A 22,614-nucleotide genomic window follows, 5' to 3' on the forward strand; every position below is an offset into this window, starting at 1 on the left:
CAGTCATGTCGACGCCCTTTTTTGGCTTGAATCCGGACGCGTTTGTGCCCATGTCGGTGGTATGTGCGCCCTTGAGTCTATACAGTGGCGCCCTCGCGAGACACTGCAACGAACGAACAAGGGTAACGAACATGATCAGGCTGGAACGCAACATTCTGGATCAGGCCAATCATCATATGCGTGAACTGGAAGATCATGTCATGGGCAACAATGACGGTGACCAGACAAAGGCGCTGGACACCTGCAGCCGGCTCAAGGCACTGCTGGCGCTGGCCGAGATCCGCGACAGTGGCATGTCCGATGAGTGTGCCGGCATGCTCGAGGAGATCGAGCGCCGCTCAAAGCTGGTAATTTCAAAGCTCGATGACAGCCGCCTGAGCATCTAAAGATTTTGATCGGTTTTTAAAAACGGGCGCCCTGATGATAGGGCGTCTGTTTCTTCTGAGATATGTGCTTGTGTAAGGATTATTGAGATCCCGTAGCATTGTCTGAAGCCTTTTTTAATACTTCTTCAGGATAAAGCGTCCCGTTTCCATCCTTATAGGAACTATGGAACTCCTCAGCGCATATTTTAATGCACCAACCAAATATTTTTTGCTGAGTACTTTGATCAGTAATGGGGGTGTTTGTTTGAGGCAATAACTTTCTACGCTTAAATAGCCCCTCGGGCTGGTTGTATATCCCGCCTCTGATATTTTAGAGTCAAGCTCTTGAAGCTTTTTTTCGTTTTCTATAAATCTCCTGTTAGTTTCTTGTTCTAGCCTTTCTCTCTCGTTTATTTCTCCTAGCAAAAGCTCAACGGCTCTTTTTAGTTCGTTACTATCTTCCTTTAAAGGCGGAGGATAAGTTCCATATTTTTGTATTGAGGGTAAAACATCATGTAATACCCATCGTTGGAATTTTTTGCAAGCGGGGCTCTTGTCAGCAAGTATGATTCTGAATAACCCTGGTTGAGTTACATACTGAACGGGATCTTTTTGGCTGTCATCACGTATGAATGCCCGCTCATCATCTTCGAGTGAATGTATTATTGCTTTAGTTAGGCCAGGCCAGTAAGTCCCGATTTTTCACCATCTTTAGCTATTTGGGTATTGCGGGCAGCAAGTAATTTGACGATATCTGCCAGGCAGAATAATATCTCCTCTTTTTGATAAATTGTTCTTATATGCTCTCCACCATCCGGGTATGCCAGTATAAGGCTAGATTGTTCCACAGTGACCTCAATAACCGAAAGCGTTGAATGATAATCTACTTATTATATCAGCAAAAATGCACAACATGCTGAACATGTTGTGCACTGTATATGGTGTAGCTCTGCCTATTGGGACTTGCTATGCAATCTCGATGCGACCCTTGAGCGTTTCTTCGCTCTGCTCCGAGGGGGCGGCCAGAACCTGCCGCGCCTCATCGAGCTTGTCCGGGTCCATGTTGAGCTGCAGCACGCCCTTGACCTTTCCGCCCTTCAGGTAATACACCACGCCCTGCTGCTGCGGGCTGGCCCACGCCTCGATGGTCTCAAGCGAGCTGTCGAGCGTGCCGACGGCCTTGTAGGCCATGTCGAAAACCGTGGAGTAGAAATACGGCGTGTGGTCGTAGGTCTCGCCGCTTCCGGCCATGATGTGGCCCACGGTGACGCCGGACTGATTGGCGTGATCGACATGCTCGATGCGTTGACGGCCCAGAATCCGGTCCGGATAGCGGGCGATGTCGCCGGCGGCGAAGATGTGCTCATCGGCGGTCTGCAGCCGCTCGTTGACGACCACGCCGTCATCGACCTCAAGGCCGGCGTTTTCTGCAAGTTCCACGTTGGGGGTCACCCCCAGCCCGAAGACCACCGCATCGGCTTCCAGCGTGCTGCCGTCATCGAGTGACAGGGTCACGCGGTCGCCGTGTACCCGGCCGGTGTCGACGCGGCGGCCACCCTGTAGCGTCACGCCCTGATCCAGATAGGTCTGATGAAAGCGGCTGGCCAGCGAGAGCGGAAACATCCTGCTGCCGAGCACTTCCTCGGGGGAGACCAGTGTGACTCGGGTGTCGTTTTGCACCAGCGCTGCAGCAATTTCGGTGCCGATATAGCTGCCGCCCACGACCACGATATGACGCTGGCCGCTTGAAAGTTCGCGCAGGCGGTCGTAGTCGCGCACGGTGCGAAAATAGAGCACGCGCTCGCCGGCCGGCAGAGCATCCAGCGTCACGGGGGTGCCGCCGGTGGCCAGCAGCAGTTTGCCGTAGCCGTACACCTCACCCGAGACCGTCATCACGGTCTTCTCGTCGCGATCAATGCTCTGGACGCGCGTGTCGGTGTACAGCGTGGTGTGGTCATCCTGCTCCGGCTGCATCCAGATCTTGTCATAAGTGAAGTCGGGATCGGTCCAGAGCTTTTTGGAAAGGGCGGGACGGGTGACCGGGCCGTCGGGCTCGGCGCCCAGAATGGCGATGCTGCCGTGCCTGTCGTGTTCGCGAATGCCGTTGACGGCGTTGGCGGCCACCATGCCGCCCCCGATAATCAGATAATCATGGCGTTGCATATCGACTCCCTGTCGTGAAAGGCGTTGAGTGCAGTTCCGGCCTCCGGCCTGATGGTTCAAGCGTAGTTCAGGACAGGCGAGCGTGTCGGGCCGCGATCAGGGGTGGCGAGGGATCAGTCCGTCCATGATCATCGTTTGAAGATTGCTGATTGCCGTCTCCAGAAACTCGGGGTCTGCCAGCGTCTTTCCCGAAATGGCCTTGATCTGGACGGCGAAGTCGGCGTAGTGCTGCGTGGTGGCCCACAGCAAATAGAACAGGTGCCATGCATCGGTCGTGGCGATGTCCCCCCGCTCGATCCAGTGCTCGATCACACTTGCCTTGTCATCGACCAGCTCACGCAGGCTGCCCTCCAGCATGGCGCCCAGATGCGGCGCCCCCTGCACCATCTCCAGACAGAAAAGTCGCGAGGCCTCGGCGTGATCGCGCGAGAGCTCGAGCTTGAGGCGGATGTAGTGGCGGATGGCGAGCAGGGCATCGGCCTCAGGCTGTAGCGCCTGAAAGGGTGCGATCCAGAGTTCGAGCATCTCGCTGAGCACCGCGGTATAAAGTGCTTCCTTGGTGGGGTAGTGATAGATCAGGTTGGTCTTGGAAACACCGGCACGTTCGGCCACCTGATCGAGGCTGGTGCCGTGCAGGCCAAAGCGCGAGAAAAAGTGCAGGGCCGCCTGGCGCATGCCGGCGCGACGTTTCTCGATGGCGCTGCGGCGTTTATCCGGAGCAGGTCGGGTGTTCTGGCGTGGCAGATCATCGTTCATCGGGACGTTATTCACCATCGTCTGTAGGGGTCTTACGATATCAGACGTCGGCGTAAAGACTCCCGGGTCAATTGTCACGTTTATGTGTCCCGACATATACCGTTAAAGGACAAGAGGCCATGGGTTGTGAAGTAGATACTTCACCGTTACGCGCAGCGACAGGCGATCCTGCCATGCCAGTCTTATAGAGTTCCTGGTGTGCTGCCTGAAAAATCGTCGGCGTCCAGTTCTGTCTTCTATCACAAGGAAGCATCAGGGCGTCCGGGACGATAGAATGCGCCACGGATGGCATTCGATGACAAGGCTGGAGTAGACAAGAGATGGCACAATCCTGGTTTCCACGCTGGCAGCTGGCCGACGCTGGCGAGGGCGGACTGGTCGCGCCCGATGAGCGACTGAGCGCCGGTCAGACGCTGGTCATGGGCATTCAGCATGCGGTGGCGATGTTCGGCTCGACCGTGCTGGCGCCGCTGTTGATGGGATTTGATCCCAATCTGGCCATTTTGATGTCCGGCATCGGCACACTGCTGTTTTTTTTGATCGTGGGCGGACGCGTGCCGAGCTATCTGGGTTCGAGCTTTGCCTTTATCGGCGTGGTCATTGCCGCGACCGGCTACGCCGGCAGTGGTGGCAACCCCAATATGGGTCTGGCGCTGGGCGGCATTATTGCCTGCGGGGCCATCTATGCGCTGGTCGGGCTGATCGTGATGGGGCTGGGCACGCAGTGGATTGAAGTGCTGCTGCCGCCGGTGGTGACCGGCGCGATCGTCATGACCATCGGACTCAATCTGGCGCCGGTGGCGGTCTCAAGCGTTTCAGGCTCAGGCTTTGACAGCATCATGGCGCTGGTCACGGTGCTTTGTGTGGGGCTGGCGGCAGTCTTTACCCGGGGCATGCTGCAACGGCTTCTGATTCTGGTCGGGCTGGTGGCGGCCTACATCATCTATGCCGTGGTCACCAACGGTCTGGGCTGGGGCACGCCGATCGACTTTTCGCTGATTTCACAGGCCGCCTGGTTCGGGCTGCCGACGTTGACTGCGCCCACATTCAGTGCTCATGCGATCGTGTTGATCGCGCCGGTGGCCGTGATTCTGGTCGCCGAGAATCTGGGCCATATCAAGGCGGTCGGGGCGATGACCCGGCGCAACCTGGACCCGTATATCGGCCGCGCCTTTCTGGGTGATGGCCTGGCGACCATGCTCTCCGGCTCGGCCGGTGGTACCGGGGTGACGACCTATGCCGAAAATATCGGCGTGATGGCGGTCACCCGAGTCTATTCAACGCTGATTTTTGTCGCTGCGGCCGGTTTTGCGATCCTGCTGGGCTTTTCGCCCCGTTTTGGTGCGGTGATTCACACCATCCCCGGGCCGGTGCTGGCCGGCACCTCGATCGTCGTCTTTGGCCTGATTGCCGTGGCCGGTGCGCGTATCTGGATCGAAAACAACGTGGATCTGGGAGACAACGCCAATCTGATCGTGGTCGCCGTCACGCTGGTACTGGGCGCCGGCAACTTCTCGCTGAGCCTTGGGCAGTTCACGCTGGATGGCATCGGCACCGCCACCTTCGGGGCGGTCATTTTGCATGCCATTCTGCGTCGTGGTACGGCGCGCAGGACGCTGGAAGGTGATCGCTGATCCCGTGCTCGAGGGCGGTATTTCGAGGTCTTTCATGCTGTCGGCATGGGCGATGCCGGTGTTATCACGCGGGGTGCTTTCGTTTTCAGGGCCCGGTCGCGTTAGGCTTGTACACCATGATGGTCATGAACGAGGGCGCCTTATGAACGAACAGCCTGATGAGGAACGACCGCTGGCCATGACGCGTGAGGCGCTCGAGGCCGACCGTCTGCGCGCCCACTACGAGAAATGCCACCCGCAGGAGACTCTGGTCTCCAACGATACCTTTCGCGAGTCGATCAACGAGATGCTTTCGCACCGCCCGCCCTGTGCCGAGCAGATCGATGGCTTGTATCTGTTCGCCTATGGCTCACTGGTATGGAATCCGTGCATCGAGATCGAGGAGCGCCGGCGCGTGCGTCTTGAGGGCTATCATCGTGACTTCTGTTTGAACCTGGAGCACGGTCGTGGCACGCCCGAATGCCCGGGGCTCATGCTGGCGCTGGTGCCCGGCGGTGACAGTGAGGGCATGGCGCTGCGGGTCAGTGAACAGCATCTGGCGCATGAGCTTTTGCTGGTGTGGCGCCGTGAGATGATTACCGGCGCCTATGTGCCGCGCTGGGTCACGCTGGCTACCGAGGAGGGCGAGCTGCCGGGCATTGCCTTTATCGCCAATCCCGAACATTCGCGCTATTTGCCGGGGCTTTCGGACGGCGATATTGTTCATCGTCTGGCCAGGGCCAGCGGTGTGCTGGGCAGCTGTCTCGAGTATCTCGACAACACGGTGGCAGGACTGCGTGACCTGGGGATCGAGGATCGCTATCTGGCGCGACTTCAGCGCGCCGTGCATGCCTATAATCGTACCGGGCGCACCCGTTAGGCCTGTGCATGTTTATCGCAGCCGGATTGATTTCCTGCTGTACTTGCCAGTCATGGCCATGGATACCTGACCCCGGAGTTTGAATGAAAAAGCCGCAGACCCTTTTGTTTCAGGATGATGGCAATATTCCCAATAGCCGCTATCCCGCGTTGCTCTATCGCGGTCTGACTGCAGAAAACGGCTGTTCGCTGGTAGACACTTTCGAGGCACTGTTCGATCGCAACGACTGGCCGGCGCAATGGCGCGGCGGTGTGTTTGATTACCACCATTTTCACAGCACTGCTCACGAGGTGCTGGGGGTATATGACGGCGCCGCCACGCTGCGGCTGGGCGGTGAGCAGGGTGAGGACATCGAGGTCAGCGTCGGTAACGTGATCGTTTTACCGGCGGGCACCGGGCATTGTCGCATCAGTGCCAGCAATGACTTTGCCGTGACGGCCGGCTACCCGCGCGGGCAGGGCGACTGGGATATCTGTCGCAGCGGTGACGACACCTCCGCCGTACGCCAGCGCATCGAGTCGCTGCCGCGGCCTGCGCTTGATCCGGTGGCGGGCGAGGCGGGCGGCGTGGCCAGCGACTGGGTTTGATGCCCATTGATAGCGCGCTGCCGACCCGGGGCAGCGTTTGTTCACTCCAGGAGGATACGCCGTTGACGAATGATCATCGCCAACGCGTCAGCGCGGAAGATCGTGATACCCACGACAGTAGCGCTATCGTGTTTGAAGGGGTCACCAAGCGCTACGACGACGGCACGGTGGCGGTCGAGTCACTGGATTTGACCCTGCCGGCCGGCGAGCTGACCGCACTGGTCGGCCCCTCTGGCTGTGGCAAGACCACCACGCTTCGCATGATCAACCGGCTGGAGACGTTGAGTGACGGGCGGCTTCTGATCGGCGATCGGGACGTCATGTCGGTGGACGCCACCCGGCTGCGCCGCCAGATTGGCTATGTCATGCAGCATTCGGGGCTCTTTCCCCACAAGACGATTGCCGACAATATCGCCGTTGTGCCGCGCCTGTTGGGCTGGGACAAACAGCGCATTCGCGAACGCGTCGCCGAACTGGTCGAACTGGTGGGCCTTGATGACACGCTGGCCCAGCGCTATCCGCATCAGCTTTCCGGCGGGCAGCAGCAGCGCGTGGGGCTGGCACGGGCCCTGGCCGCCGACCCGCCGATCCTTTTGATGGACGAACCCTTTGCCGCGGTCGATCCCATCGTGCGCGCCCACCTGCAGGAAGAGTTCCTGAACCTGCAGCGGCGGGTGCAAAAGACCATCGTCATGGTGACCCACGACATCGATGAGGCGATGAAACTCGGTGACCGGGTGGCCATTTTTGCGCAGGGTGGAAAGCTTGCCCAGTTTGATACCCCGACATGCCTTCTGGCCGCGCCGGCCAGCGAGTTTGTGGTCGATTTCATCGGGGCCGACCGCGAGCTGCGGCGTCTGGCACTGGAGCGCCTCGACAGCCTGGAGCTGGATGCGGGTCTGACCGCGCCGCGGGACGAGATCGTGGCGCGGGCGCGCAGCTATCTCCAGCAGGCTGGCAGCAGTGGCATCGTGGTACTTGATGAGGCGCGTGCGCCGCTGGGCTGGCTGGACTGGGATACCCTCAAGCAGGCGGACGATCGGGCAAGAATCGATTCCCTGCCTCTCAAGCCATGGCGTCATCGTCTTTATGTCCATGACAACCTGCGCAGCGCGCTCAATGCCCTGATCAGTGCACCGGGAGAGGTCATGCCGGTACTCAACGCCCAGGGACGCTACCTGGGCGTGATCGATCAGCTGCAGCTGACAAGGCGATTGTCATGAACCGGGACTGGATCGCTGCCAACAGCCATCAGATCACGGCGGCGCTTTTGCAGCATATACAGCTGGTGGGGCTGTCACTTCTGTTCGGTTTCCTGATCGCCTTTCCGCTGGCGCTTCTGGCAGTACGCTGGCCGCGACTTTATGGTCCGTCGCTGGCCGTCACCGGGGTCATGTTTACCATTCCCTCTCTGGCGCTGTTCATTTTGTTGATGCCCTTCACCGGGCTTTCGATGGCGACCTCGCTGATCGGGCTGACGCTCTATACGCTGCTGATCCTGTTTCGCAACATCGTTCAGGGGCTGCGCGGGGTGTCACCCATTGTTCGTGAAGCGGCACGGGCGCTCGGCTATACGCCGGCCCGGCGGCTGTTTACCGTTGAACTGCCCATTGCCCTGCCGGTGATCGTGGCGGGCATTCGCATCGCGGCGGTGACCATCATCGGCATGGTGACGGTGACGGCGCTGATCGGCCAGGGCGGGCTGGGGCAGCTTTTCATTACCGGCTTTACCCTGAGTTTTGCCACCCCGCTGATCATCGGTTTTGTGCTGTCGGTGGCGCTGGCGGTCATGGTAGATCTGGCGCTGGTCGGTATTCTGTACTGCCTGACGCCCTGGCAGCGGGGAGTGCGCTGATGAACAGTGATGTCATGACGCTCATGACCGGGGTGACCGACTGGTTCTCCCAGCCGATGAACTGGCAGGGCCCCGGCAGTATCCCCGAGCACATCCTTGAACATGTCACCTACGTGCTGATCTCGACACTGATCGGGGCGGCCATTGCGCTGCCGATCGGCATCGGCCTTGGGCATGGCGGGCGGGGCGGGCTGCTGGCCATCAACCTCTCCAACATCGGGCGTGCCATTCCGGCCTTTGGTGTCATTATCCTGGTCTTTTTGCTGGTGGGTTATGGCGTAATTCCGGTGATTGTGGCGCTGGTGGCGCTGGCCATTCCGCCGATGGTCACCAACAGCTTTGTGGGCATGCGCGAGATCGACCCGGCGGTGCGTCAGGCCGCCGTGGCGCTGGGCATGACCGGCTGGCAGCGCCTGTGGCAGGTAGAGCTGCCGATCGCCATGCCGCTGATCATGGCCGGGGTGCGGACCTCTGCCGTACAGGTCATGTCGACGGCAACACTGGCCGCCTATGTGGGGCTGGGAGGGCTTGGGCGCTATCTGATCGACGGGCTTGCCGTGCGTGATCTCGCCCAGGTGCTGGTCGGCGCCATCCTGGTGGCCGTGCTGGCCATCGTCACCGAGCTTCTGTTTGCGGGTCTTCAGAAGCTGATCACGGCCAAAGGGCTGCAGCAGCAGGGATGATGACAATAGCAGGGACGATGGCCGTAGCAGGATGCACGCAGCGCCACTCTGGGCCAGAATCGACAGACCAATGACGAACACAAGGGAATGCATCTCATGACAAAAGGGATCGGGACCATGAGCATGGGCCGTGGATGGAAGCTGGGCCTGGGAGCGCTGGCACTGGTCGCGCTGGCCGGCTGCTCCGGCGGGGACGATGACAGCACCGACAAGGACACCACACAAAATGGCGACAACGACCAGGCGAGCCTCACCATCGGGTCGACCAACTTTCCCGAACAGCTGATTCTGGCCAATATCTACGCTGATGTGCTCAGAAATGACGGCGTCAATGTCTCCACTCGCCTCAATCTGGGTTCGCGCGAAGTCGTGTTTCCGGCGCTGACCAACGGTGAGATCGATCTGCTGCCGGAATACTCCGGGGCACTGATGACGTATCTGGATCAGGACGAGGCTCATGTTGACGCCCGCAACAGTGAGGACGTCATGACGGCGCTGCGCAGTGTTCTGCCTGACGGGCTCGAGGCGCTGGACGCCTCGCCGGCCGAGGACCGTGATGCGCTGGTGGTCACCTCCGAGACCGCCGAGAAGTATGGCCTTGAAACCTTTTCCGACCTGGCGCCGGTTTCCGGTGAGCTGACCCTGGGCGGACCGCCGGAAACCCGCACGCGCGATGTCGGCATTCCCGGGCTCAAGCGGGTTTATAACATCGAGTTTGCCGGGTTCCGCTCGCTCGATGCCGGCGGGCCGCTGACCCGCGGGGCGTTGTCCAACGGCGATATCGACGTGGCACGCATGTTCTCCTCCCAGGGCGCCATTGCCGAAAACAACTGGGTAGCGCTCAAGGACGACAAGGATCTGGAGCCGGCCCAGAATATCGTGCCGATCGGTCGTAGCGAGGCGCTGACCGACGAGATGCGCGACAGCCTCAACCGCGTGTCAGAAACCCTGACCACGGAAGATCTGCAGGACATGAACCACCGTGTCGAGATCGACAAGGCCGATCCGGCGCAGGTGGCCAGTCAGTGGGTCGATGAGCACATGGCAGGCAGCCCATAGAGCGCGAATTAAGCGCCGTGCCATTACCCTGCCTGATTACGCCGCCCTTCGGGGCGGCGTTTTTGTGTCCGTATTGTCCTCTCCCGCCAGAGCCTGCACCGGCACTGACCAAAAAAACACCAGGTTGCACCACCCACAAGGAAAAAAATCCACGACGGCAGACACGCGGACAGAAAAAACATTCCGGTCGTCTCTGTCACGCTGGAAGGCAGGTAGCGACGGCATCTTTATTGACTGCCGGACCATTTCTCCCACAACGTGCATCCATGACGCGCCTGCGTCCAGGAGGTGACATGCAGCTCAACGACCCACGCCTTTTTCGCCAGCTGGCCTATGTCGATGGCCAATGGACGGCCGGCCGCAGCAATCACGACGAGCCCGTGCTGGATCCCGCCAACGGCGAAACCCTGGGACACTGCGCGCTGCTGGACGCCGAGCAGATTACCAATGCCGTGACGGCGGCCGAGCGCGCTTTTGCCGGCTGGCGGGCGCTGTCGGTGGATGAGCGGGGCCGGCATCTCCACCGCTGGCATCAGCTGTTACTGGAGCATCGTGAGGATCTGGCCCATCTGATGACCCTGGAGCAGGGCAAGCCGCTGCGCGATGCCCGTGGCGAGGTCGATTACGGTGCCAGTTTCATCCAATGGTTTGCCGAAGAGGCACGCCGCGCCTATGGCATGACGATTCCGAGCCATATTCCCAATGCCATGCTGGGCACCCTCAAGGAGCCGGTGGGGGTATCGGTGATGATCACGCCCTGGAACTTTCCGCTGGCCATGATCACACGCAAGGCCGGTGCGGCGCTGGCCGCCGGCTGTCCGGTGATCGTCAAGCCGGCCAACGAGACGCCGTTTACGGCGCTGGCACTGGCGGAGCTTGCCGAGCGCGCCGGCATTCCGGCGGGCGTATTTAACGTGGTCACCGGCGAGCCTGCCACGGTCTCCGAGGTGCTCTGCACCGACAGTCGGGTGCGCTCGGTGTCGTTTACCGGCTCCACGCGTGTCGGCAAGCTTTTGATCCGCCAGAGCGCCGGCAGCGTCAAGCGCATGTCGCTGGAGCTGGGCGGCAATGCGCCCTTTATTGTCTGTGAGGATGTGGATATCGATGAGGCGGCTCGTGAGGCGGTGGCGGCGAAGTTTCAGACCGCCGGGCAGGACTGTCTGGCAGCCAATCGCATTTTCGTACATCGGCGTATCCACGACCGTTTTCTGGAGCGCTTTGCCGTGCACATGAAAGCGCTGAGGGTTGGCAATGGCATGATGGAGGTCGATATCGGCCCGCTGATTCATCGTCGCGCGGTCGAGGCGGCGCAGGCCATTGTCGATGATGCCCTCGCCCAGGGGGCCCGGCTGGTGGCCGGGAACCAGTCGATGGCACCGGGCGCCAACTTCTTCATTCCAACGCTGCTGGCCGATATCACCCCGAACATGCGTGTCTTTCGCGAGGAGACCTTCTCGCCGGTAGCAGGCGTGTGCGCCTTCGATGATGACGAGGCGGTCGTGGCGGCGGCCAATGATACCGAATATGGGCTGGCGGCCTATGTCTACAGCAACGACGTCAAACGCATCTGGAAGATGATGCGCGGGCTCGAATACGGCATGGTCAGCGTCAATACGCTGAAGATGACCGGTGCGCCAATCCCCTTCGGCGGGGTCAAGCAGTCGGGGCTCGGCCGCGAGGGTGGCGCCCAGGGGCTGGAGGAGTATCTGGATACCAAGTACTTCTGTCTGGGCAATATGCCGGGCCCTTCGGGAAGCTGAACCTCCTTTAAAGAGCTGAGCCAGGCGTCTTGAAGCGTTCAGCTACATGCGCCAGGGTGGAACGGTTTTAGAGTGAAACACCCTGGCGCATTCGCCCTCCATCGACCGAGAACGTCATGAGCAGCTGTCCCGTTACCCTGCACGATATCTATCTCGCTCGCGCCCGGATTGCGGGGCAGGCGGCCAGAACGCCGCTGGTGAAATCCATCTCGCTGTCCGAATGCTTTGAAGCCGAGGTCCATCTCAAGCTCGAGACCCTGCAGCCCAGCGGCGCCTTCAAGCTCAGAGGGGCGCTGAACGCCATCGCTGCGCTGGATGAAGCAACGCTGGCCCGCGGAGTGACCACGGCCTCGACCGGCAACCATGGCCGGGCGGTGGCCTGGGCGGCGTCCCGGCTGGGGGCGCGCGCCATCATCTGCGTCTCCGGGCTGGTGCCGGCCAACAAGGTCGCTGCCATCGAGGCGCTGGGCGCCGAGGTGCGCACGGTGGGGCGCAGTCAGGATGACGCCTTCGTGGAAGCGCGCCGATTGGTCAATGAGGAGGGCATGACGCTGATCGAACCCTTCGATGACCCACTGATCGTGGCCGGGCAGGGCACCATCGGCCTTGAGCTGATGGAAGATCTCCCCGAGCTCGATCGGGTACTGGTCGGTCTTTCCGGCGGTGGGCTGCTGGGCGGGATTGGCCGCGCCGTGCGCGCGATCAACCCACACGTGCAGGTCACCGGCGTGAGCATGATGAAAGGCGCGGCCATGATCGAAAGCCTGGCGGCCGGCCGTCCCGTTGCGATCGATGAGGTCGAGACCCTGGCAGACTCGCTCGGCGGGGGTATCGGCCTTGAAAACCGCTGCACCTGGGCACTGGTACGCGAGGTGATGAGTGATCATTGTCAGGTCAGCGAGCACGCCATTGCCGCCGCCATGGTGCACTTTCTGGAAGTCGAAAAGATGCTGGTGGAAGGGGCCGCAGTCGTCGGACTCGCAGCGCTCGAGGAGCACGCCCTCGATATTCGCGGCGAGCATGTGGCACTGATCGTCTCGGGCAACGGGGTGGATATGGCCACCTGGCAGCGGGCCAGAGCCATGATCGATAATTGAACCCATAGACAGGACACGGGGAGCAGGGATGAAGCTTTACAACCGCACGCAGATTCAGGATGTCGTGCAGCTTGATCACGACGCGCTCGAGGCCGTGGAAGCCGGCTTTCGGGCGCTGGGCGAGGGGCAGGTGGTGCAGCCGCCGATTCTCTCCATGGCGATCGAGGAGTCCAACGGCGAGGTCGACGTCAAGACCGCCCACATTCGCGGCAATGACCGCTTTGCGATCAAGGTCAGTCCCGGGTTTTTTGATAATCCCTCACTGGGCCTGCCGAGCCTCAACGGACTGATGATTGTCTTCTCGGCCAGAACCGGACTGGTCGAGGCGGTGCTCTTTGACGAGGGGTATCTCACCGATATTCGCACAGCGCTGGCGGGCGCCATCGCGGCGAAGCATCTCTCGCGTCAGGACAGCTGTCGTGCGACCGTGATTGGGGCCGGCGTTCAGGCCGAGTTGCAGATCGCCGCCCTCAAACTGGTGCGCGATATCGACACCGTTGATGTCTGGGCGCGCGATACCGATCGCGCCAACGCGTACGCCGAGCGCATGCGGGCACGCTTTGACGGTCTCACCGTCAACGTCCATGGCGAAATCGACAGCGCCTGCCGTGAGGCAGATGTGATCATCACCACCACGCCGTCGAAATCCCCGCTGCTGGACGCCGCCCATCTGCCTGTCGGGGTGCACGTCACTGCCATGGGCTCGGACAGCCCCGAGAAGCGCGAGCTGGACGCGTCGGTAATGACGCGCGCCGATGTCTTCGTGGCCGATACCCGTGCCCAGAGTGAGACCAACGGCGAACTCAAGGCCTGGGCCGGCAAGGCGCCCCCCTTTGAGGTCCACGAGCTCGGGCATGTGATCGCCTCCGGCCAGTCGCCGCGCACAGGGCAGGATCAGATCACGGTATGCGATCTGACCGGCACCGGCGTGCAGGATACCGCGATTGCCGGCTTTGCCCTGTCACGTCTGACCTCCGGGCATTAATCTCGAAAGCCGCCCCGCATTGCATGGCGTAGCAGCGGGGCGAGCGACTGGGCGGGTCAGGTAATGATGCGCGGCTCGCCGGGCTGATAGCGCGGCATGGGCAGCGCGGCACGCATGTCCACAGGCGTCTCGAAATCCTTTGCGATACCGCGCATCTGCGCGATCGGTTTTGGAAAACCGGAGCGGCGGCTGTAGTCGGGTGTGATGCCCCCCATGTAGTCATGGCGGCGGTGCAGTTTCCCGGCGCACCAGACTTCCAGCGCCGTGACGGCCCCCACGGCCAGCATCGTGCGATCAATATTGCGCCGGTCGGCGTTCGGGTCGCGGCGTACCCAGGCCAGCGCGGCCAGATCCAGCGCGTCGCCGGCGACCCGGAGCTTGAGCGCGGGGGCGGGGTTATCGCTCAGGGCCCCCAGTCCGGTCATGATCTGGCGCACGCCGCAGGCACGCACCCAGTTCTCATGACCTTCGATACCCAGCGAACGCGTCATGCGTCCCGGCATGAAAAGCTCGGCAAGCCCCAGACCTACGCCGGCCCAGCCAATGACACGGGCCAGCCGGTCGCTGCCCTCCATCGAGCGTGGGCCGCCATGGTTGCCCGGGTTGGCGGACAGGTGATGCGATGTCGTCATTCAAGCGTCTCCTCTGCCTTTTGACGGGTATGTCCTTTATAAAAGCGTCAGGGTCACGGCTTGAGCACCACCTTGATGCAGCCATCCTGCTTTTCCCGGAAGGTCTTGTACATGTCCGGCCCCTGGTCGAGCCCCATCGTATGAGTAATGACAAATGACGGATCAATCTGGCCGTCATCAATGCGTGCCAGCAGGTCGTCGGCCCAGCGTTTCACATGGGTCTGGCCGGTGCGCACCGTCAGGCCCTTGTTCATCAGCGCGCCCACCGGGATCTTGTCGACCAGCCCGCCATAAACGCCGGGAATCGAGATCACCCCGGCAGGACGGCAGACGTAGATCATCTCGCGCAGCACGTGGGCGCGATCACTTTCCAGCATCACGGCCTGCTTGACCCGGTCATAGACGCTGTCCAGCGAGCGGGTGGCATGGGCCTCAAGGCCGACGGCGTCGATGCACTTCTCCGGCCCCTTGCCGCGGGTCAGTTCATTGAGCCGCTCCAGTACGCTCTCCTCGTCAAAGTTGATGGTGGTGGCACCGCCGGCACGGGCCATGGCCAGCCGCTCGGGGACGTTATCGATCATGATGATCTGCTCGGCACCCAGCATCAGCGCACTGCGTACGCAGAACTGACCCACCGGGCCGGCGCCCCAGATGGCCACGGTATCGGTGGGCTGGACGTCACACTGGACAACCGCCTGCCAGCCGGTGGGAAAGATATCGCCCAGAAACAGCACCTGCTCATCGGTGAGGGTATCGGGCACCTTGATGTGGGTGTGATCGGCAAAGGGCACGCGCACATATTCGGCCTGGCCACCGGCATAGCCGCCGGTGAGATGCGAGTAGCCAAACAGGCCGGCGCCGGCGTGACCAAAGGCGGCATCGGCCAGGGCTCGGTTGCGATTGGAGCGTTCGCAGACCGAGAAGTTGCCACGACGGCACTGCTCGCACTCGCCGCAGGTAATGGTAAAGGGCACCACAATGCGGTCGCCCACCTTGAGATGGCGCGTCTCGCTGCCGACTTCCATCACCTCGCCCATGAACTCATGGCCCAGCACATCGCCGGATTCCATGGCCGGAATGAAGTGGTCGTAAAGGTGCATGTCCGAGCCGCAGATGGCGCAGCTGCTGACATTGACGATGGCGTCGCGCGCATCCTCGATAGTGGGGTCGGGCACCGTGTCGTAGCGAACATCGTTCTTGCCGTGCCAGCAAAGCGCCTTCATGGCGTGGCCTCCCTGTCAAAACGAGCCGGAGAATCGGCGGCGTCATGGCGTCGCCGAACCATAAATAAGGGTACCTTTCCAATCTGGTTCAGTACGGCATAGGGCACAAGGCAAAGCGCAGGAGAAGGTGTTAACGCCGGATAAGAAAGGGACAAAAGAATGACGGGCTGGTGAGTTGTCGTCATCGTCACCGGCAGAACACGGCCGGGTCAGGCGGCCGCCGCGTCAGGCGAACGCTCTGTCGTTGGCCGGATAACGGCGTGCCGGGCAGGTCGCAGGGCGCATTGGCGCAACCGGTCGTTCCTTGCCAGGGTGTCATGATCGTTTTATCCATCGGGAGGACTTCATGCGCATTCTGTTTACCGGGGGCAGCGGCAAGGCCGGCCGCCATGCGAGCGCTTATCTTCGCGACCAGGGTCACCGGGTCACCAATCTGGACTGGGCGCCGTCCGACACGCCCGGCATCGCGCACCTGACCACCGATCTGACCGACGCAGGCCAGGTCTTCAATGCCTGCCGGGCCTACGCCAGCCTTGATGAACTGGCGCCGGGCACCGGTGTGCCAGATTACGATGCCATTGTGCACTTTGCGGCCATACCGGCCATTTTGCACCGGCCGGACAACGAGACGTATCGCATCAATACGTTGAGCACCTACAACGTGCTCGATGCGGCGACCAAACTGGGCATCCCCAAGGTGATTTTCGCCTCCAGCGAAACCACCTACGGCATCTGCTTTGCCGATGGCGAGAAGCAACCGGAATATCTGCCCGTGGACGAAGAGCACCCCACCGTTCCGCAGGACAGCTACGCCATGAGCAAGGTGGTCAACGAGGTCACCGCGCGCTCGTTTCAGGCGCGCTCGGGGATCGATATCTACGGCCTGCGCATCAACAACGTGATCGAACCCCACGAGTATCGCGAGAAGTTTCCAGCGTTCATGGACGACCCTGCCCTGCGCCGTCGCAACATCTTTGCCTACATTGATGCCCGCGACCTGGGTCGGATGGTCGATTGCTGTCTGAAAACGGATGGGCTGGGCTATCAGGTGTTCAATGTGGCCAACGATGATCTCTCGGTGGGTCTGACCACGGCCGAGGTGATCGAGCGCTTCTACCCGGAAGTACCGCTCGAGCGCGAGATGGGTGAGTTCGAAACCTTTTACAGCAACGACAAGGCGCGTCGTCTGGTCGGGTTTGCACCGGTGCATTCCTGGCGGGACGAACTGGCGCAGTAGCGCAAGCGTCAAGGCTCGGGCAGCGATCAATATAACGAGAACGCCAAACAGGGCGAAGGCGCCGGACGCCTTCGCCATACGGTCTAGTCTGTCTGGCGACGTGAGCCACCGGGTACCGGCGCCACGCCCGGGCCCGTGACCTCGCCGATCTTGTGCCACTGACGCCCATCGCGTTCGAGCAGGTCGTGTGCGCTCTGTGGTCCTTCGGAGCCGGCCTCATAGTCTTCGACGCTGTCATCCTCGGCCCAGGCATCAAGGAAGGGTTGAACGGCGCGCCAGCTGTTTTCGATCGTATCCACGCGCTGAAACAGCATCTGATCGCCGGTCAGACAGTCATAGATCAGGGTTTCATAGCCGGTGGCGGCGGGCAAATCGAAGAAGTCCTTGTAGGCAAAGCCCATCTTGACCGTATCCATTTCAAGCTCCGGTCCCGGACGCTTGGCCTGAAAGTCGAACCACATGCCTTCGTTGGGCTGCAGCTGGATGATCAGCCAGTTGGAGATCGTGCGATCCACGTCGGTGCCGCGAAACTGGGCGTAGGGCGCCGGCTTGAAGCAGATGGCGATCTCGGTGTCGCGTGCGCTCAGGCGCTTGCCGGTACGCAGATAGAAGGGCACGTTCACCCAACGCCAGTTGTCGACCATCATCTTCATGGCGACATAGGTCTCGGTATTGCTGTCCTCTTCGACGTCGGGTTCGTCGCGATAACCGGGAACATCCTCGTCCTGAAGCCGGCCGGCGCGATACTGGCCGCGCACCGAATTCTCGCGTACCTCTTCTCTGGGCCAGGGGCGCAGGGCACCCAGCACCTTGGCCTTTTCACTGCGCAGGGCATCGGCACCGAAGGCCGCCGGCGGCTCGATGGCCACCATGGCGAGCAGCTGAAAGAGGTGGTTGGGCACCATATCGCGCATGGCGCCGCTTTTTTCATAGAAGCTGCCCCGGGTTTCCACGCCGACGGTTTCGGCGGCGGTAATCTGGATATGATCGATATAGTGATTGTTCCAGAAGGGTTCGAACAATATGTTGGCAAAGCGGGCGACCAGAATGTTCTGCACGGTCTCCTTGCCCAGGAAGTGGTCGATCCGGTAGATCTGCTCTTCCTTCATGACCTCCAGCAGCTGCGCATTAAGCGCGCGGGCCGATTCAAGATCGTGACCGAAGGGCTTCTCCACCACCATACGGCGATAACGGCTTTCTCCTTCCTGCATCAGACCGGCCTTTCCAAGCTGCGTGGCGATCTCGCCGAAAAAGCGTGGGGCCGTGGCGCAGTAGAAGATGGCGTTGTCACTGGTGGCCTTTTCCAGGTGCTCACCAATCCGGGCATAAATGTCCGATTCGGTAAAATCGCCCTGGAGATAGTGAAGGCGCTGGGCAAAATCCTGCCAGTGCGCTTCATCGAGTTCCTGACCGCCGCCTTCGGCATGCCTGTCGGCGGCCTTGTCGGCGATAAAGTCCTTGAGATGACCTCTAAAACTGTCGTCATCGTGCTCGGCAATGTCGACGCCGACGATATTCATGCCGCGGTCAAGCAGACCGTCGCGGTCCAGGTTGTAAAGCGAGGGCACGAGCAGGCGTTTGACCAGGTCGCCGCTGGCGCCAAAGATGAACATGGTGGTGTCGTCGGCCGGTGGGGCAGCCTTTTGGTGCTGCCTGTCCTTTTGATGCTGCCCGTCCTTTTGATGCTGATGGTCGGTCTGGGTCATGTCATCGCCTTGTGCGTGGGGGCATGTGAACCGGGAGCGGCGCACCGTTCCCTTTTCATAAAGCGTAATGCAATTGCGACGTTATGCCCCATCCTTCCTTTAAGGCTCGGGTCATGAAGGTGGATCAGGGCGATGGTCGTTATCGGCAGGCAGGGAAGAGGCATCGGCGTTATCGTGCATCCGGTCCAGCCGGTCGCGTAGTTCACGCACTTCGCTGGTCAGCTCGATGATCTGATGATGAAGCGCGCGGGTCATGTCGCGCTGGGCGCGCGCCTCGCGGGATTCCCGCTCACTGTCATCGGCGATGAAGATCGAGCTGATATAGGCGGCAAAGCTGCCAAAAAGCCCCACGCCGCCGATCATCAGCAGCACGGCGACCACGCGGCCCAGCGTCGTCACGGGGTAGTAATCGCCGTAGCCCACGGTCGTGACGGTCACGATCGCCCACCAGAGCGCTTCTTCTGCCGTGTTGATCGGGCTTTCCGGGTTGGGGCTTTCCACCATCAGCATGGTAATGGCGCCAAAGGCGACCAGCAGCACCGTGGCGGTCGCGGCCGAGGCGAAGACGCCCTCGGCGCGGTTACGAAACAACAGCTGCCAGATCATTTCCATCGACTTGATCGCACGCAGCAGCCTGAGCACCTGCACCACGCGAAACATGCGGGCGCCCTGGAAAAACCCCGCCGGAATACAGGCCAGCAGATCGATCCATCCCCAGCGCATGTAAGCCAGCTTGCTCTCGGCACGCAGAAAACGCTGACAAAAGTCGATGAAAAAGAACAGGCAGACGATGTAGTCCATGTACTGGAACAGGCGGGAAAGCTCCGGGGGAAGCGTCACCAGCATGTTGATGGCCATGGCGGTGATGACGTAGATCGACAGCACCAGAATGAACAGCTGAAAGGGGGTGACGCGCTCTTTCATCGATAGTGTCCGCACGGCTGGGCCACGAATGGCCTCCTGACGCACCGGTGGCGCGTCAGGAGTCAGGGATTAATCGAGCCGACAGGTCAGGCCGGTGGTCTCTTCAAGCCCCAGGTGGATGTTCATGTTTTGTACGGCAGCGCCGGCAGCGCCCTTGCCCAGATTGTCCATGCGGGCCACCAGCGCGAGTCTTTCGTCGTTGCCAAAGACGCACAGGTCGACACGGTTGGTGTCGTTGCAGGCCGTGACATCGAAAAAGCCGTTATCCAGGGCGTCGCTGTCCTGTGCTGACAGGACATTCACAAAAGGGGCGCCCTCATAGTGCGTCTGCCAGACGCGGGTGATGCGCTCGGCGCTGGTGCCCTCGGGCAGGTGTGAACGCTGAAGCGGAATGTTGACCGACAGCCCCTTCAGGAAGTTGCCCACAATCGGGGTGAACACCGGCGAGCGCTCAAGGCCGCCGTGAAGGCGCATTTCCGGAAGATGCTTGTGGGCAAGCGTCAGGGCGTAGGGGCGCGGCGCGTCCAGCGAGCCGTCGCGCGCGGCTTCATAATCGGCAATCATTTTCTTGCCACCACCGCTGTAGCCGGTCAGCGAAAAGGCCGAAAAGGGATAGTCCGGCGGCAGCAGACCGGCATCGATCAGGGGGCGAACCAGCATGATGAAGGCGCTGGCATGGCAGCCCACGTTGGCAATGCGCTTGCTGTCGCGAATGCGCGCGCGCTGACCCGGCGTCAGCTCCGGCAGGCCGTAGGTCCACTCGGGATCGGTACGAAAGGCAGTGCTGGCATCGATCAGACAGGTATCGGGATTGTCGACCAGCGAGGCTGCCTCCCGGGAGGCTTCATCCGGCAGGCAGAGGAAGACGACATCGGCCTGATTGATCAGGCGCGCCCGCTCATCAAGATCCTTGCGGCGAGTGCTATCGATGCGCAGCAGCTCGATATCGTCGCGTGCCTGTAGATAGTCAAAAATTCTCAGGCCGGTCGTGCCTTCCTGCCCATCCACGAATACCCTGGACGTCATGGTCTACCTCGCATGGGAGTAATGAGTCGAATCTGTTGGCTGGAGTCATTGTACGCCTTCAATGCCTGCATGCATCCGGGACGGTGGTTAAATCAAATGATGACCCGAGACGAGCCGCCGATCATGGGCGCAAAGGCCTCTGGCAAAATGCATGGGGTGGCTTATATTTTATTTCTGAAATAGAGCCTGCCTTGACCACCATCGACATGACTGCCAGGAAGGGATCGCGATGTCTTTCAGCTATCTGGTAAGAAAACAGAAAGGGCGCTGGCTGGTGTGCGGTGAACATGATCAGATCATCAAGCGTTTTTATACCAAGCGCACGGCGGTTCAATGGGCCGAAAAAAGGGCACTTGAGCACCATGGCAGTGTCAGGGTATGCAAGACGGATGGTCGTCAGGACTATATCTTTAACCAGCATCACGACGAACACGTTGCCTCTCGCCTATAGCCGTGCCTTCAGAGGCGGATTGAAAAGTCTCGTTGTTCACTGTTTTGACTGACAAACAAGCACTGTCGGCGGCCTTCTCAAGTCGTGTTTTTGTTCAGCATCCTTTATTCCTCTCTACTTCTCGGGTTCCTGTGGCCTGTGCCATTTCTACCCTTTGCAATGCATTTTTGCGTTGAAAATGATGAATGCGTTAATCAGACAGGAAGCGCCAGAAACGGATGTTCATAATGTGTTTGTGAGTAATTTTTATGTAATTGAAGGTAATCATCACAAGATGAGTCACTGTCTGCCGTCCGCCGATGACTGCCCGTCCATCGAGGCACTCGACAAGCTGAACATCGCAGCACTGGTCTACCGGTGTGGCGAGCGCATCACGCTGGAAGGCGCCAATTATTCTGCCCGAACCCTCCTGAACTATTTTGATCCACTCGATGAGGAGGAGCCCTGGCAGTGGTATCCCGATAAAAAGGGAGCCCATCCTGCTCATGACTGGTGCCTTGATGATAAGGCCACCGAGTATGGGCAGTGCCCGCGCGTGCGCTGGCTCGGCTTCAAGGAGGGCCATCGACGCATGGCGTTGAGCCTCACCGGTTGTCGACTGGCTGGTGATGGAGAGACCGCTCGAGTCATGCTGGTACTGCAGGACTGTACCCGACAGATCGTTCAGCACGAAGAGCTCAGGCGCAGTCAGGAATGCATCTCGAGCATTATCAATGCGACACCCATGGGCATCTGCGTGCTGACCGAAGACGGCCGCTTTGAAATGGTCAATCCGGCCTACTGTCGCTTTCATGGCTACGAGGAACACGAACTGATCGGCCGGCCCTTTTCGATGGTCGTGCCCTATAGCAGTCATCAATATCTGCAGCGTCAGCAGCGCGGCGCCATGGGCAGCCATCATGGTCATACCCAGCAGTTTGGTGAGTGCGAGCTGGTGGCGCGCCACGGCGAGCGTCATACGGTGATTGTCGAAAGTGTGCGCATTGAGGGCGAGGATGGTCGGCCGCGTGATGTGGTCTTTCTTGTCGACATCAGCGATCGCAAAAAGCTCGAAATGGCACTGGAAGAAAAAAATGTACGCCTTGAGTATCTCGCCACGCATGATGAGCTGACCGGCATTCGCAATCGTCGGTTTGGTATCAGCAGCCTCGAGGCAGCACTTGAGCAGGCCGAGCGCCAGGGGATGGAGATCAGCGTTGCCCTGCTGGATATCGACCACTTCAAGCGCGTCAATGATGACTACGGGCATACCGTCGGTGATCAGGTGCTTCAGCAGTTTGCCGAAGTGCTGTCCCGTCAGCTGCGCGCCAGCGATATTCTGGTGCGCTGGGGCGGAGAAGAGTTCCTGCTGATTTTGCCGGGAATCGATGTCAGTGGCGCCCTTCAGGCCCTTGAGCGCCTGCGCCATTCCCTGGCACTCGAGTATCTGAGTCCGCGCGGGCTGCAGGTCACCTTCTCGGCCGGCATCATCAATGCGCGTGGCATGAGCTGCAACGATCTGGTGGAAGGCGTGGATCAAAAGCTTTATCAGGCCAAGGGGCGCGGGCGCGATCGAATCGTTTACTGAAGGCCACGACAGTTTGGTGCGACTCGACTACGTTTGCTTATAAGT

At 60.5% G+C, this 22,614-nt stretch carries 22 protein-coding genes; 14 read left to right on the forward strand and 8 right to left on the reverse strand.

The genetic code is table 11. The features are described 5' to 3' along the window. Window positions 1-131: 131 nt before the first annotated feature. Window positions 132-386, forward strand: coding sequence for a hypothetical protein (locus Q0931_RS01295; RefSeq protein ID WP_299256480.1), 255 nt, complete (start codon window positions 132-134; stop codon window positions 384-386). A 114-nt stretch (window positions 387-500) separates the two neighbouring features. Here the strand turns inward: Q0931_RS01295 and Q0931_RS16700 are convergent, their stop codons facing one another. From Q0931_RS16700 to rutR, 3 genes are all read right to left on the reverse strand, one after another. Then, complete coding sequence (locus Q0931_RS16700) at window positions 501-1,064, reverse strand: BRO family protein (RefSeq protein ID WP_366941563.1); 564 nt, start codon at window positions 1,062-1,064, stop codon at window positions 501-503. A 267-nt stretch (window positions 1,065-1,331) separates the two neighbouring features. Continuing rightward, window positions 1,332-2,528 carry an NAD(P)/FAD-dependent oxidoreductase gene (locus tag Q0931_RS01300; RefSeq protein ID WP_299256482.1) on the reverse strand — a complete coding sequence of 399 codons (1,197 nt, stop codon included), beginning with the start codon at window positions 2,526-2,528 and terminating at the stop codon, window positions 1,332-1,334. A gap of 96 nt (window positions 2,529-2,624) precedes the next feature. Continuing rightward, window positions 2,625-3,284 (reverse strand): HTH-type transcriptional regulator RutR, encoded by a 660-nt coding sequence (gene rutR / locus Q0931_RS01305; RefSeq protein WP_299256484.1) that lies wholly within the window; start codon window positions 3,282-3,284, stop codon window positions 2,625-2,627. A 320-nt stretch (window positions 3,285-3,604) separates the two neighbouring features. On the opposite strand from rutR, the gene Q0931_RS01310 reads away from it, so the two are divergent. The 10 genes from Q0931_RS01310 to Q0931_RS01355 all read left to right on the forward strand — a co-directional run bounded on the left by Q0931_RS01310 (window position 3,605) and on the right by Q0931_RS01355 (window position 13,803). Next, on the forward strand, window positions 3,605-4,918 hold the full coding sequence (locus Q0931_RS01310) for a solute carrier family 23 protein (protein ID WP_299256486.1): 1,314 nt from the start codon (window positions 3,605-3,607) through the stop codon (window positions 4,916-4,918). A 142-nt stretch (window positions 4,919-5,060) separates the two neighbouring features. Further along, on the forward strand, window positions 5,061-5,777 hold the full coding sequence (locus tag Q0931_RS01315; RefSeq protein ID WP_299256488.1) for a gamma-glutamylcyclotransferase: 717 nt from the start codon (window positions 5,061-5,063) through the stop codon (window positions 5,775-5,777). Window positions 5,778-5,860: 83 nt separating this feature from the next. After that, on the forward strand, window positions 5,861-6,364 hold the full coding sequence (locus tag Q0931_RS01320) for a cupin (RefSeq protein ID WP_299256490.1): 504 nt from the start codon (window positions 5,861-5,863) through the stop codon (window positions 6,362-6,364). A gap of 62 nt (window positions 6,365-6,426) precedes the next feature. Further along, window positions 6,427-7,587, forward strand: coding sequence for an ATP-binding cassette domain-containing protein (locus Q0931_RS01325; protein ID WP_299256492.1), 1,161 nt, complete (start codon window positions 6,427-6,429; stop codon window positions 7,585-7,587). After that, window positions 7,584-8,219, forward strand: a complete 636-nt coding sequence (locus tag Q0931_RS01330; RefSeq protein WP_299256494.1) for an ABC transporter permease — start codon at window positions 7,584-7,586, stop codon at window positions 8,217-8,219. Before Q0931_RS01325 ends, Q0931_RS01330 begins: the two co-directional genes overlap by 4 nt. Continuing rightward, a complete protein-coding gene (locus Q0931_RS01335) occupies window positions 8,219-8,902 on the forward strand; it encodes an ABC transporter permease (RefSeq protein WP_299256496.1) in 684 nt (227 codons plus the stop codon). Before Q0931_RS01330 ends, Q0931_RS01335 begins: the two co-directional genes overlap by 1 nt. Before the next feature lie 96 nt (window positions 8,903-8,998). Next, the gene (locus tag Q0931_RS01340) at window positions 8,999-9,961 is read left to right on the forward strand and encodes an ABC transporter substrate-binding protein (RefSeq protein WP_299256498.1); all 963 of its coding nucleotides are present in this window, start codon (window positions 8,999-9,001) and stop codon (window positions 9,959-9,961) included. A gap of 293 nt (window positions 9,962-10,254) precedes the next feature. After that, complete coding sequence (locus Q0931_RS01345) at window positions 10,255-11,721, forward strand: NAD-dependent succinate-semialdehyde dehydrogenase (protein ID WP_299256500.1); 1,467 nt, start codon at window positions 10,255-10,257, stop codon at window positions 11,719-11,721. Window positions 11,722-11,837: 116 nt separating this feature from the next. Then, window positions 11,838-12,818 (forward strand): hydroxyectoine utilization dehydratase EutB, encoded by a 981-nt coding sequence (eutB, locus tag Q0931_RS01350; protein WP_299256502.1) that lies wholly within the window; start codon window positions 11,838-11,840, stop codon window positions 12,816-12,818. Window positions 12,819-12,846: 28 nt separating this feature from the next. Further along, window positions 12,847-13,803 (forward strand): cyclodeaminase, encoded by a 957-nt coding sequence (locus Q0931_RS01355; RefSeq protein ID WP_299256504.1) that lies wholly within the window; start codon window positions 12,847-12,849, stop codon window positions 13,801-13,803. A gap of 56 nt (window positions 13,804-13,859) precedes the next feature. Here the strand turns inward: Q0931_RS01355 and Q0931_RS01360 are convergent, their stop codons facing one another. Then, on the reverse strand, window positions 13,860-14,435 hold the full coding sequence (locus tag Q0931_RS01360) for a hypothetical protein (RefSeq protein ID WP_299256506.1): 576 nt from the start codon (window positions 14,433-14,435) through the stop codon (window positions 13,860-13,862). A gap of 53 nt (window positions 14,436-14,488) precedes the next feature. Beyond that, complete coding sequence (locus tag Q0931_RS01365; RefSeq protein ID WP_299256508.1) at window positions 14,489-15,658, reverse strand: zinc-dependent alcohol dehydrogenase; 1,170 nt, start codon at window positions 15,656-15,658, stop codon at window positions 14,489-14,491. Window positions 15,659-16,004: 346 nt separating this feature from the next. Between Q0931_RS01365 and Q0931_RS01370 the strand changes: the two genes are divergently transcribed. Then, a complete protein-coding gene (locus Q0931_RS01370; protein ID WP_299256510.1) occupies window positions 16,005-16,895 on the forward strand; it encodes an NAD(P)-dependent oxidoreductase in 891 nt (296 codons plus the stop codon). 83 nt (window positions 16,896-16,978) lie between these two features. On the opposite strand, the gene zwf is transcribed toward Q0931_RS01370, so the two are convergent. From zwf to argC, 3 genes are all read right to left on the reverse strand, one after another. Further along, entirely contained in the window at window positions 16,979-18,601 is a 1,623-nt protein-coding gene (gene zwf / locus Q0931_RS01375; protein ID WP_299256512.1) for a glucose-6-phosphate dehydrogenase, read from the reverse strand. Window positions 18,602-18,712: 111 nt separating this feature from the next. Beyond that, complete coding sequence (locus tag Q0931_RS01380) at window positions 18,713-19,525, reverse strand: ion transporter (protein WP_299256514.1); 813 nt, start codon at window positions 19,523-19,525, stop codon at window positions 18,713-18,715. Window positions 19,526-19,594: 69 nt separating this feature from the next. Then, window positions 19,595-20,551 carry an N-acetyl-gamma-glutamyl-phosphate reductase gene (gene argC / locus Q0931_RS01385; RefSeq protein ID WP_299256516.1) on the reverse strand — a complete coding sequence of 319 codons (957 nt, stop codon included), beginning with the start codon at window positions 20,549-20,551 and terminating at the stop codon, window positions 19,595-19,597. Between the two features lie 229 nt (window positions 20,552-20,780). Between argC and Q0931_RS01390 the strand changes: the two genes are divergently transcribed. Together Q0931_RS01390 and Q0931_RS01395 are read left to right on the forward strand one after the other, a co-directional pair. Continuing rightward, the gene (locus Q0931_RS01390; protein WP_299256517.1) at window positions 20,781-21,002 is read left to right on the forward strand and encodes a DUF2188 domain-containing protein; all 222 of its coding nucleotides are present in this window, start codon (window positions 20,781-20,783) and stop codon (window positions 21,000-21,002) included. A 274-nt stretch (window positions 21,003-21,276) separates the two neighbouring features. Beyond that, window positions 21,277-22,569, forward strand: a complete 1,293-nt coding sequence (locus Q0931_RS01395; protein WP_299256519.1) for a sensor domain-containing diguanylate cyclase — start codon at window positions 21,277-21,279, stop codon at window positions 22,567-22,569. The last annotated feature ends 45 nt before the right edge of the window (window positions 22,570-22,614 follow it).

Origin of the sequence: uncultured Kushneria sp. (genome assembly GCF_947497025.1) — a bacterium.
Taxonomy (GTDB): domain Bacteria; phylum Pseudomonadota; class Gammaproteobacteria; order Pseudomonadales; family Halomonadaceae; genus Kushneria.

What these genes read in the sequence shown, in the direction of transcription:
- Q0931_RS01295 (WP_299256480.1), top strand. Translation starts at nt 132, where the DNA reads ATGATCAGGCTGGAACGCAACATTCTGGATCAGGCCAATCATCATATG.
- Q0931_RS01300 (WP_299256482.1), bottom strand. Translation starts at nt 2,528, where the DNA reads ATGCAACGCCATGATTATCTGATTATCGGGGGCGGCATGGTGGCCGCC.
- rutR (WP_299256484.1), bottom strand. Translation starts at nt 3,284, where the DNA reads ATGAACGATGATCTGCCACGCCAGAACACCCGACCTGCTCCGGATAAA.
- Q0931_RS01310 (WP_299256486.1), top strand. Translation starts at nt 3,605, where the DNA reads ATGGCACAATCCTGGTTTCCACGCTGGCAGCTGGCCGACGCTGGCGAG.
- Q0931_RS01315 (WP_299256488.1), top strand. Translation starts at nt 5,061, where the DNA reads ATGAACGAACAGCCTGATGAGGAACGACCGCTGGCCATGACGCGTGAG.
- Q0931_RS01320 (WP_299256490.1), top strand. Translation starts at nt 5,861, where the DNA reads ATGAAAAAGCCGCAGACCCTTTTGTTTCAGGATGATGGCAATATTCCC.
- Q0931_RS01330 (WP_299256494.1), top strand. Translation starts at nt 7,584, where the DNA reads ATGAACCGGGACTGGATCGCTGCCAACAGCCATCAGATCACGGCGGCG.
- Q0931_RS01335 (WP_299256496.1), top strand. Translation starts at nt 8,219, where the DNA reads ATGAACAGTGATGTCATGACGCTCATGACCGGGGTGACCGACTGGTTC.
- Q0931_RS01340 (WP_299256498.1), top strand. Translation starts at nt 8,999, where the DNA reads ATGACAAAAGGGATCGGGACCATGAGCATGGGCCGTGGATGGAAGCTG.
- Q0931_RS01345 (WP_299256500.1), top strand. Translation starts at nt 10,255, where the DNA reads ATGCAGCTCAACGACCCACGCCTTTTTCGCCAGCTGGCCTATGTCGAT.
- eutB (WP_299256502.1), top strand. Translation starts at nt 11,838, where the DNA reads ATGAGCAGCTGTCCCGTTACCCTGCACGATATCTATCTCGCTCGCGCC.
- Q0931_RS01355 (WP_299256504.1), top strand. Translation starts at nt 12,847, where the DNA reads ATGAAGCTTTACAACCGCACGCAGATTCAGGATGTCGTGCAGCTTGAT.
- Q0931_RS01360 (WP_299256506.1), bottom strand. Translation starts at nt 14,435, where the DNA reads ATGACGACATCGCATCACCTGTCCGCCAACCCGGGCAACCATGGCGGC.
- Q0931_RS01365 (WP_299256508.1), bottom strand. Translation starts at nt 15,658, where the DNA reads ATGAAGGCGCTTTGCTGGCACGGCAAGAACGATGTTCGCTACGACACG.
- Q0931_RS01370 (WP_299256510.1), top strand. Translation starts at nt 16,005, where the DNA reads ATGCGCATTCTGTTTACCGGGGGCAGCGGCAAGGCCGGCCGCCATGCG.
- zwf (WP_299256512.1), bottom strand. Translation starts at nt 18,601, where the DNA reads ATGACCCAGACCGACCATCAGCATCAAAAGGACGGGCAGCATCAAAAG.
- Q0931_RS01380 (WP_299256514.1), bottom strand. Translation starts at nt 19,525, where the DNA reads ATGAAAGAGCGCGTCACCCCCTTTCAGCTGTTCATTCTGGTGCTGTCG.
- argC (WP_299256516.1), bottom strand. Translation starts at nt 20,551, where the DNA reads ATGACGTCCAGGGTATTCGTGGATGGGCAGGAAGGCACGACCGGCCTG.
- Q0931_RS01390 (WP_299256517.1), top strand. Translation starts at nt 20,781, where the DNA reads ATGTCTTTCAGCTATCTGGTAAGAAAACAGAAAGGGCGCTGGCTGGTG.
- Q0931_RS01395 (WP_299256519.1), top strand. Translation starts at nt 21,277, where the DNA reads ATGAGTCACTGTCTGCCGTCCGCCGATGACTGCCCGTCCATCGAGGCA.